This window comes from Cytophaga sp., assembly GCF_051961495.1.
In the GTDB taxonomy this organism is placed as follows: Bacteria; Bacteroidota; Bacteroidia; order Cytophagales; family Cytophagaceae; genus Cytophaga.
On sequence record NZ_JBQCDF010000028.1, the window covers coordinates 1 to 6,222 of the forward strand.

Annotated in this window: 5 protein-coding genes and 1 riboswitch; of the genes, 4 read left to right on the forward strand and 1 reads right to left on the reverse strand. The window is 41.3% G+C overall.

Annotation, left to right across the window (positions count from 1 at the left end; translation table 11 throughout):
• Positions 1–561, reverse strand: a 561-nt coding sequence (locus tag ACTHJT_RS01565; protein ID WP_440235877.1) for a PLP-dependent transferase, incomplete at its 3' end; no start/stop codon positions are given.
• A gap of 127 nt (positions 562–688) precedes the next feature.
• A riboswitch (SAM riboswitch) is annotated at positions 689–794 on the reverse strand.
• A gap of 245 nt (positions 795–1,039) precedes the next feature.
• On the opposite strand from ACTHJT_RS01565, the gene ACTHJT_RS01570 reads away from it, so the two are divergent.
• The 4 genes from ACTHJT_RS01570 (at position 1,040) to ACTHJT_RS01585 (ending at position 6,133) form a co-directional block, all read left to right on the forward strand.
• Positions 1,040–1,870 carry a CvfB family protein gene (locus tag ACTHJT_RS01570; protein ID WP_440235882.1) on the forward strand — a complete coding sequence of 277 codons (831 nt, stop codon included), beginning with the start codon at positions 1,040–1,042 and terminating at the stop codon, positions 1,868–1,870.
• 515 nt (positions 1,871–2,385) lie between these two features.
• A complete protein-coding gene (locus ACTHJT_RS01575; protein ID WP_440235878.1) occupies positions 2,386–3,303 on the forward strand; it encodes a family 2A encapsulin nanocompartment shell protein in 918 nt (305 codons plus the stop codon).
• Positions 3,287–5,233 (forward strand): family 2A encapsulin nanocompartment cargo protein cysteine desulfurase, encoded by a 1,947-nt coding sequence (locus ACTHJT_RS01580; protein WP_440235880.1) that lies wholly within the window; start codon positions 3,287–3,289, stop codon positions 5,231–5,233. Before ACTHJT_RS01575 ends, ACTHJT_RS01580 begins: the two co-directional genes overlap by 17 nt.
• Positions 5,234–5,269: 36 nt before the next feature.
• On the forward strand, positions 5,270–6,133 hold the full coding sequence (locus ACTHJT_RS01585; protein ID WP_440235881.1) for a serine O-acetyltransferase: 864 nt from the start codon (positions 5,270–5,272) through the stop codon (positions 6,131–6,133).
• The last annotated feature ends 89 nt before the right edge of the window (positions 6,134–6,222 follow it).

Below are 6,222 nucleotides of genomic sequence, written 5' to 3' on the forward strand. Positions count from 1 at the left end.
CGACTTTACAGGTATATTTTTAAAAATGGTTGGCGACGCAGATACATCCGTCAGGACAAAGTCAGCGCCATCAATCAATGGTGCATAGATATGACCAAGGCCGCCGTGCGTATTATCAAATATTACCGGTATATCAGCCAGATGTGCTTTATAAATGATGTAACCAAAATCCTCAATGGTTAGTGTTTGCTGCTGTATGGTGCTGATGTAAATAATTGAAACAGCATGTTGAGCAAGCAGGTTTTCCCACTCGTCAGCAGAATGATCTTCAACAAAAATGATATTGGTACCGATACGTTTGTAGATAATCGCATCTGCCTCCCACTGTTTGCGGGATTCAAAGCTTAATACATTACCATGCTTCACAGCAAGTAAATGTTTGATCAATGAAAAGCGTGCTGAACGAAATGTTTTTTTAGCAAGCGCATTTTTACCGCCTTCCAGAATAGCCACCTGCTTTTCCAACTCAAGCAATAAATCCTCGTTGGTTATTGTTTTCGGTAACTCATTTACTTTTATATGGGCGTGATTATAAAGGTCAGATATTGTTATAGCTGTCATTGTAGTAATTTTTAAAATGAATAATCAGATTGTGTTTCGCCTGAACAGGCGCAGTGTTAATTACAACAGCGGAATGCTGCCGGATCAACGTATCGCGAAATCAAAAGTCGTTTTCTCATACATGTAAAATTTATAGTTCCCAACTTATTTACTGGGCAGGTTTAGCACCGTACTTTTCCAAGCGGTTGCTATAGGATCATCAAGCCTGCTCTCTTCCCTATTCTGTATAAATTATATGCTTCTTTAGCACTAACTGATGTAAAGGTAGATGGTTTATTTTTAATAAGCAAGTATCTCTATCAATTTAGTATAGATTAAATATAATATACTGATAATGAGAGAATTTATTTTTATTTAACTCCCATTAAACCCTTCATAAAAGATTTAACACATTGGTTTTACCCCTTCATGCCGGAATAAATAAATGAAGTATTGTGAAATTAAAGCGTTAATTTTGAAACTGAATGAATGCAAAGCAATGATCGAAATCGGCAAAAATAATGTATTGAAAGCCCTGCGTATGACCAGCGTAGGCATGTATCTGGGTAATGAAGAAGGCGAAGAAGTATTACTGCCCAATAAATATGTTCCTGAGAACTTCCAGGTGGATGATACGATTGATGTTTTTATTTACAAAGATTCAGAGGACCGCATCATTGCTACAAATCATGAGCCTAAGATCAAACTCCATGAATTTGCCTGCCTGATCTGTAAAGATGTAAATAACACCGGCGCCTTCCTGGATTGGGGACTTGAAAAAGATCTGCTTGTTCCTTATCGCGAACAGAGCAAGAAAATGGAGATCGGTAAACGCTATCCGGTATACTTATACCTGGACGAGCGTACGGGCCGTCTGGCTGCATCCAGTAAGATTGAAAGATTTATTGAAAAGCAAAATGTGAAGCTGGAAATTGGCGAAAAGGTAAATCTGTTGATCTGTTATACTAGCGACCTGGGTGTAAATGTTATTATTAATAATACATACAAAGGCATTATTTATCACAATGATCTCTTCACTTATATTTCTATAGGAGATAAAGTTGAAGGCTACATCAAAAATATCCGTGAAGAAGGGAAGATTGATGTTAGCTTGCAAAAGCCCGGCTATGCACAGGTTGAAGACTCTGCTGAAAAAATCCTGACGAAATTAAAAAGTTCAAACGGTGTATTAAAACTTACCGATAAAAGTGATTCGGAAGAAATCATGTTCCGTTTGCAGATGAGTAAAAAGAATTTCAAAAAAGCTATTGGCGGTTTATATAAGCAGGGATTAATCCGTCTTGAAGAAGATGGTATCTATTTGGTTTAGTTTTTATAATGCGCAAGCTTTTGCTTGTGCCTCTATGTATGCAACTCACTTCCTTCAACCGATGCCACGCTTAAAGCGATGGCATCGGTGTTTATGAGGATCTACTTCTCTATCCCATCATGCCCGTGAACTCAGACAGCAGAAAGAAAAATCCTGGTTACTAACCTTATTTATTTGTATTCCTTTTTGCTTTTAGGCAGGATTAAAAAAAACTGTAAATTGTTGTTAAACCTTTGTTAAAAAATATTTTTAGGAATTCATACCACAAAATAATCCGAAATTAATTTTAGAGGTAATTCAAATAATACACCATATTTTATTTGGCATAATTTAAATAATTGTATTTTATCAGGCTTTCGTTTTTGTAAAGTGCAGATTTAAATTTATTGAATAGTCATTTACAATTCAACTTATACAATCTATATAGAACCCATATAGATCTCAACAATGTAAAGATGTGTGGAATATTTTTACATTTGATCATAAATCATTTATTAATCCAAATTTATTTCAACATGTCAGAACTGAACAAACAAACAGCCCTTGGTGACGTAGCCGCAAGGCAGTTGGCTATTGCCACCAGAACGGTACCACAAATGGCCGCCATTACTCCAAGATGGCTGACTCATTTATTGAACTGGATCCCTGTTGAATCAGGTGTATACCGCTTGAACAAAGTAAAAGAAGGTAGTTATGCAGAAGTAGATTGTTCAGGCAGAGATGAACGTGAACTTCCGCATACATTTATCGACTATGTTGAAAATCCGCGTGAGTATAATCTTAGTGCTGTCAATACAGTACTTGACGTGCACACACGTGTATCAGATCTTTACAGCAAACCATACAATCAAATCAGCGAACAGTTACGATTAACGATTGAAAGCATTAAAGAACGTCAGGAAAGCGAGTTGATCAACAACAGAGAATACGGGTTATTACATAGTGTTGCTCCCGCACAGCGTATCAGAACACGTGCCGGTGCTCCTACTCCGGATGATTTTGACGAGCTCATCACAAAAGTATGGAAAGAACCTGGATTCTTTTTGTTGCATCCTTTAGCTATTGCAGCTTTCGGCCGTGAATGCACACGCAGAGGTGTTCCACCGCCAACAGTTTCTCTTTTCGGTTCTCAATTCATTACATGGAGAGGCATTCCGCTTATTCCTTCAGACAAACTTCCGATCGAAAATGGCAAGACAAAAATTTTATTACTGCGCACAGGTGAAAGCCGTCAGGGTGTTGTAGGCCTTTACCAGCCTGGCTTGCCGGGTGAACAGTCTCCAGGCCTTGCCGTTCGTTTTATGGGCATCAACGATAAAGCTATTGCCTCTTATCTGGTATCCCTGTATTGTTCTTTAGCGGTATTGGTGGATGATGCCATTGCAGTGCTTGAAGAAGTTGAAATCACAAATTACCATGAGTACAGATATTAATTCAACAAACCTGCCGGATGCAGGTGCACTTGAAAAGCTAGCCAATGAATTGTTTGTGGCTTTACCGGGAAGCTTCCCCAATACTGCTGCATTACGCGAGAAGCTCAACCATTCAACTGGCAGCGATTATTCATTCAACCAGACAGAAAGATTTAACATCAATGATCCGCAAACAGCTTTACAGAATCCGCATAACTGGGAAACGAACCAGGCGGCTCCAGCTGTGGGAGGCATTGGTATATCTCCTTCTGTTCTTCAGCATACAGATGCTATTGATATAAGATCGCTGCATAATTTTCTTCCGGCTGAATCATATCATGGCAGACTCTCTCCTGCTTCCATCGACCAGGGAAATGCGGTAAACGCCGCAAATCCGCAGACAAGTTTTACCGAACCGAAATACAGAAACGGAAATATTCCTGCGTCCCTTTCGGGAAGCGGAATATCGCCTTCTGCCTTTGAACACGGAAAGCAGTTTGATAAGTTGCCCAACGTATCGGAACAAGCTTATGGAAACGACCTGACCAGTATACTTACTTCCATCAATACGTTTGAACTGAACCCGCAGCTACCGCACATCAATGATTCTTCGTTTTACTTTCTTTCCGAAGCCCATTCCTACGGTATACAAGAGAAAGGACAACCGCACCAACACATCTCTGTGAAAGATGCACACACGCCTACCGGTATACTTGACAAACCATTTGATGTGAACCTGATTAAAAAAGATTTTCCAATCTTACAGGAACGTGTGAATGGCAAACCTTTAATCTGGTTGGATAACGCAGCAACCACGCAGAAACCCAAGCAAGTGATTGACCGGATCAGTTACTTCTACGAACATGAGAATTCAAACATCCACCGTGCGGCCCATGAACTGGCTGCGCGGGCAACAGATGCCTATGAAAGTGCCCGCCAGAAAGTACAAACCTTTATCAATGCGGCATCTACAAATGAGATCATCTTTGTCCGTGGTGCAACGGAGGCGATTAACCTGATAGCGAAAAGCTGGGGCGAACAAAACTTACAGGCGGGAGATGAAATTATTGTAAGTCATCTCGAACACCACGCCAACATTGTTCCGTGGCAACAGCTGGCGGCGAAGAAAGGTCTGAAGCTGCGGGTGATTCCTGTCGATGACGACGGACAGATCCTGCTGGATGAATACGCCAGATTGCTCGGTCCGAAAACTAAACTTGTTTCGTTTACACAGGTTTCAAATGCCTTAGGCACGGTAACACCAGCGAAACGTATTGTTGAACTGGCACACCAGGCTGGCGCAAAGGTGCTGGTAGACGGTGCGCAATCGATCTCGCACATACGTGTGGATGTGCAAAGTTTAGACTGCGACTGGTTTGTATTCTCCGGACATAAAGTATTCGGTCCAACAGGTATCGGTGTGGTATATGGCAAAGAAGACTTGCTGAATGCTACTGAACCCTGGCAGGGCGGCGGTAACATGATCGTGGATGTTACGTTTGAACATACAACGTATCATAAAGCGCCGGGCCGGTTTGAAGCAGGTACAGGCAATATAGCAGATGCCGTTGGCTTAGGAGCTGCCTTGGATTATGTAAGCCGAATAGGTATTGATGTGATTAACCAATACGAACATTACCTGCTGGTATATGCAACGAAACTGCTGAAAGATATTCCGGGCCTACGTTTGATCGGAACTGCAGCTGACAAAGCCTCTGTACTCTCGTTTATATTCGATGGTTATAAAACAGAAGAAGTTGGTGCAGCACTTAATCAACAGGGCATTGCGGTACGTTCCGGCCATCACTGCGCACAGCCGATCTTAAGACGATTCGGTCTGGAAGCAACCGTACGTCCTTCACTGGCTTTCTACAATACCTGCTCAGATATTGATGTACTTGTTGAAACACTATACCGTCTGCGAAGCGGACATAAACAGGCTGTCAGATAAGCACAAAGATTTCTAATCTTTTAACAACAGGTGAAGATGAAAGAAAATATAAATACACAATCACTGATTGACTTACTCCGGAAGACACACAATGCCGAATGGGAAGCTACACCGTCTGCACACGACGCCATTCTTTGGCTGAGTGACCTGGTACAGTTTCTTTTTCCCAGCAACCATTTACCGAAACAATCTTCCTACGAAGGAATACTGAAAAAAAATCAGATTGATCTGGAAAATATTTTGCTGAGTTATCTGGAAGCACATAAACTTGATATTTCAGCAGCAGTAACAAGTTTCTATAATGCCCTGGGAAAAATCTATCAGGATCTGCGCGAAGACGCGGCTAAAATCCATGAGTTTGATCCCGCAGCTACAAGTGTTAATGAAGTGATTGTCTCCTATCCCGGATTTTATGCCATCACGGTTTACCGGATCGCGCATCAGCTCGCGACACTTAACATCCCGATCCTGCCGCGTATTATCAGTGAATATGCGCATGGCAAAACGGGTATTGATATACACCCGAATGCAAAAATTGATGTACCATTTGTGATTGATCACGGAACAGGTATTGTGATCGGTGCCACCAGCATCATTGGCAAAAATGTATGTATTTACCAGGGTGTGACACTGGGAGCTCTACATGTATCGAAAATCATGGCTGAAATAAAAAGGCACCCAACAGTTGAAGACAATGTAGTCATCTATGCACGTACGACCATTCTTGGCGGTAATACCGTGATCGGAAAGAACAGTATCATTGGCGGCAGTGTGTTTATCACCAAAAGTATCGAGCCTGATTCGCAGGTATTCAATACGCACCAGCTGCGTATCAGCAATCTGAATAGCAGCAGAAGCTTTGATGAAAACAGAAGTGTTGTATTGAAGAAAAATTTTTAACCCTGTAAAAGCTTCATATCCCGACAGCTATCAGCATCGGGATATGAAGCTTTTACCTATTACATAAGTACCCCTCTGTGTACCGTTAC

Excerpts from the sequence above, each read along its gene's own strand:
- ACTHJT_RS01570 (WP_440235882.1), top strand. The coding sequence starts at position 1,040 with ATGATCGAAATCGGCAAAAATAATGTATTGAAAGCCCTGCGTATGACC.
- ACTHJT_RS01575 (WP_440235878.1), top strand. The coding sequence starts at position 2,386 with ATGTCAGAACTGAACAAACAAACAGCCCTTGGTGACGTAGCCGCAAGG.
- ACTHJT_RS01580 (WP_440235880.1), top strand. The coding sequence starts at position 3,287 with ATGAGTACAGATATTAATTCAACAAACCTGCCGGATGCAGGTGCACTT.
- ACTHJT_RS01585 (WP_440235881.1), top strand. The coding sequence starts at position 5,270 with ATGAAAGAAAATATAAATACACAATCACTGATTGACTTACTCCGGAAG.